This is a genomic window from Kitasatospora sp. MBT63 (assembly GCF_000710465.2).
Taxonomy (GTDB): Bacteria; Actinomycetota; Actinomycetes; order Streptomycetales; family Streptomycetaceae; genus Kitasatospora.
Genome location: NZ_JAIZ01000822.1, coordinates 593 through 4200, shown reverse-complemented (window position 1 = coordinate 4200; position 3608 = coordinate 593). Strand labels below are relative to the sequence as shown.

Here is a 3608-nt window from a genome sequence, read left to right as displayed (position 1 = left end):
GGCGGCCCTGCGGTTCGAGCTGGCCGGGGCCGCGCCGTGCGTGCTGGCGGCCTCCGTGCTGACCATCACCGCCGCGACCGAGGACGCCGGGCCGTTCGCCGGGCAGAGCGTGCTGCACCAGATGGTCACGCTGCAGGCGCTGAACGGCTCGGCGGCGCTGACCGGGCTGCTGCTGGCCGCGATCGTCGCCGAACGGCAGAACACCCACCGCAAGATCCAGCAGGCCTGCGACGAACTCACCGAGGTGGTGTCCCGGCTGGCCTCCGGCGGCGACCCCCGGCGCGGCGCCGCCGGCCCGGAGCACCGCCCGTACGGCACCACCCCCCGGCCGCCCGGGGCGGCCGACTGAGCGGGCGCCGGGCGCCGGGCGCCGGTGGCGCTCAGCGCACCAGCCGGGGCGGCGACGGGAGACCCGCCGGCCCGGCTGTGGCGGCCGCTGCGAAGTCGCTCAGGGCGGTGCGGTGCGGACGGCCGGTCTTGGTGAGCAGACTGGCGACGTGCTTCTCCACGGTGCGCGGGGAGATGTGCAGCCGGGCCGCGATCTCCTGGTTGCCCAGCCGCTGCGCGACCAGCAGCAGCACCTCGTGCTCGCGCACGGTCAGACCCTGCCGGCGCAGCTCCGCGGGTACCCGGTCGGCGCCGGTGCGGCGCTGCGGGACGCTGGCGCCCGCCCGGCGCAGCAGGTGGCGGCAGGCGTTGGCGACCGCCGGGACCGCGGCACCGTGGAAGTACTCCTCCGCGGTGCGCAGCCAGCGCACCGGGTCGCCCCAGCCGTCCGCGAGCGCCGCCTCCGAGACCAGCCGCAGCCCCAGGTGGCGGGCCATCAGGAACGGCCGGCCCGCCGTGACCGCCTCCTCGACGGCCAGCGCGGCCGCGTCGTGGCGTCCGGCCCGGCCCTCGTGGACGGCGTGCGCGAGCCGCTCGAACTGCCGGTTCCACAGCAGCCCGGCGGCGGGGTCGGCGGCCGCGGCGGTGTGTTCGGCCGGGTCGGCGAGCCCGGCCAGCGCGCGCAGCAGCGGGCGCAGCCCGTAGCGGCCGTTGAGGTAGAAGACGGTCGGGTTCTGCTCCTCCCACAGCCGGGCGTGCTCCAGTTCGGTGAGCGCCCGGTCCCGGTCCTCCTCCAGCAGCGCGCAGACCGCCCGGCAGTTGCCGTACGCCAGCGGGAGCTGCAGCGAGCGGTCGCCGTCCCAGCGGCGGAACCGGTCGAGTTCGCGTTCCATCTCGGGGCGGCGGCCCTGGTGGGCGGCGACGGCGGCCCGGGTGAGCAGCACGAACTGGTGGTGGTCGACGTTGCGCAGGCCCGCGGTCGCCTCCAGACATCGGTCGGTCAGCTCGCCGGCGGCCCGGTACTCGCCGCGCAGCACGGCCTGCATGGCCAAGGTGGCCTCGGCGGTGTGCATCAGGCCGAGCGCCCCGAGGCCTAGCGCCGCCCGGTGGGCCCGTTCGAGCTGGGCCGAGGAGCCGCTGCGCATGAACTCGTTGACGCCGAGCCGCAGCAGCGCGTCGACCTGCCAGGTCGGCAGCGACTCCTGGACGGCGAGCGCGAGGATCCGCTCCAGGCAGGCGTCGGCCCGGTCGAAGCCGTGCCGGCGCTCCAGCATCGCCAGCAACTGCCACGCCTGGCAGGCGACCTCCGGGAGTCCGGCCCGTTCGGCCTGCTCGGCGGCGCGCCGGGCCAGCCGCTGGGCCTCGGCCGTCCGGTCGGCGGCGGCGCCCTCGGCGGGGGCGGCGGTGAGGACCAGGTGGGCCTCGACCACGTCCAGGGCGGGCGTGTGCGCGGAGCCGTCGAAGCGGGTGAGCAGGGCGCGCACCAGCGCCACCTGGGCGGCCGCGTCGGCGGGCCGGCCCGCCGAGACGGCGGCCCAGGCGAGCCGGGTGTGCAGGGCCGCCGTCCGGGCGTCGTCCAGTGCGCCCGGGCCGCCGACCGGGACGGTCTCGGCCAGCGCCAGCGCCCGGTCCAGCCGGCCGGTCTCCACCAGCGCGAACACCAGGCTCTCCAGGACGGCGGTGGCGTCCTCGGGGGCCGCCGGGCGCTCCCCGACGCTGCCGACCGCCGGCCCGCCGTCCGGCCCCGGGCCTTCCGGTCCGTCGTCCGGGGCGATCAGGCCGTGCGCGCGTTCCAGCAGCGACACCGCGGAGCTGACGGCGCCGCCGGCCAGCGCGCCGCGGCCGGCCTCGGCGAACAGCAGCCCGGCGGCCGCGGTGTCCCCGGCGGTCTGCCGCAGCACCGCGACCAGGTGGCGCCACTCGCCGGGCAGCCCCGGGTGGGCCTGTTCCACCGCCTCGGCCGCGCGCCGGGCTATCGCGGCCCGCTCGACCGGCAGCAGCGCGGCCAGCAGCGCGTCGGTGGTCAGGGCGTGCCGGAACTCGTACCAGTCGGCGACCGGACCGCCGGGGGAGATCAGCTGGGCGTCGATGCCCGCGCGCAGGTGGATCAGCAGGCTGCGGTCGTCCAGCCCGGTCACCAGCTGCAGCACCGGCAGCGCGAACCGCCGGCCCAGCACGGCCGCGGCGTACAGCAGTTCACGGGCGGCCGGGTCCAGCCGGGCGGCCCGCTGGGCGACGCTGCGCACTACGGTGGTGGGGACCTCGATGCCCAGGTCGCCGCCGACCTGCCAGCCCTGCTGCCCGTCCTGGCGGATCACCCCGGCGGCGACCATGCCGCTGAGCAGCTCCTCGACGACGAACGGGTTCCCGCCGCAGTCCCGGACCAGCCGGGCGGTGACCGTCTCCGGCAGGCCGCCGGCCGGTGCGGCCAGACAGGACTCGGCCAGCGCCCGGACCTCGGCCGGGGCGAGCGGGCGCAGCTCGGCCAGGTCGGCGGCGCGGCGGGCACCGGCGGCGTGGGCGAGTTCGGCGGCCGGGCCGGCCCCGGAGCGCAGCGTGGCGACCAGCTGGACCGGCAGGCCGGCGAGGTTGTCGACCAGGTGGTCGACCACCGCCAGGGTCTCGGCGTCCGCGTCGTGCAGGTCCTCGACGATCAGCAGGCAGCCGGCGGGCCGCCGGCCGGCCGGGCCGCGCCCGACGGCGGCCAGCAGCCGCAGGAACGCCTCGGCGGTCTCGGTGAGCGAGGGTGTCACCTCGGGGTCGGCGGTGCCGCGCCACTCCGGGACCAGTGCGGCCAGCGCCGGCCGGTACGGGGCCAGGGCCGGGTCCTGCGGCGGGCCGCCGATCCGGAACAGCGCCAGCAGCGCCTCGGTGATCGGCCGGAACGGTACCGGTGCGCCGCTGGAGCCGGCGCGGCCGCGGAGCACCACGGTGCCGTCCGCGACCGCCCGGTAGGCGCACTCGGCGGCCAGCCGGGACTTGCCGATCCCGGCCTCGCCGAGCAGGAAGACGGCGCGGCCCTCGCCCCGCTGGGCGGCGGCGAGGCCCGCCCCGAGCAGCCCGAGCTCCCGGGCACGTCCGATGACCACCGGCGATGTGATGAGCATCCACGGAGGCTAACGGATCGGGCCGGGTTTCCACCATGGTGGATACCGGTCCTCCGAGCGGCTCCTGACGTCGGGTCAGCGACGGGTCGTCAGTGGAAGGACAGGCTCGTCACGGTGATCTCGGAGGTGGTGGTGTCCATGGTCTCCTGGCTGGTCCCGGTCGCGGAACCGGTC

At 77.7% G+C, this 3608-nt stretch carries 2 protein-coding genes; one reads left to right on the top strand and one right to left on the bottom strand.

The window, feature by feature from the left end; genetic code table 11:
- Nucleotides 1-349 (top strand): MASE1 domain-containing protein (locus AA75_RS53285; RefSeq protein WP_233289456.1); only part of this gene is annotated, 349 nt, incomplete at its 5' end.
- Between the two features lie 31 nt (nucleotides 350-380).
- Here the strand turns inward: AA75_RS53285 and AA75_RS43270 are convergent.
- Nucleotides 381-3434, bottom strand: coding sequence for a helix-turn-helix transcriptional regulator (locus AA75_RS43270; protein ID WP_033826049.1), 3054 nt, complete (start codon nucleotides 3432-3434; stop codon nucleotides 381-383).
- Between the last annotated feature and the right edge of the window lie 174 nt (nucleotides 3435-3608).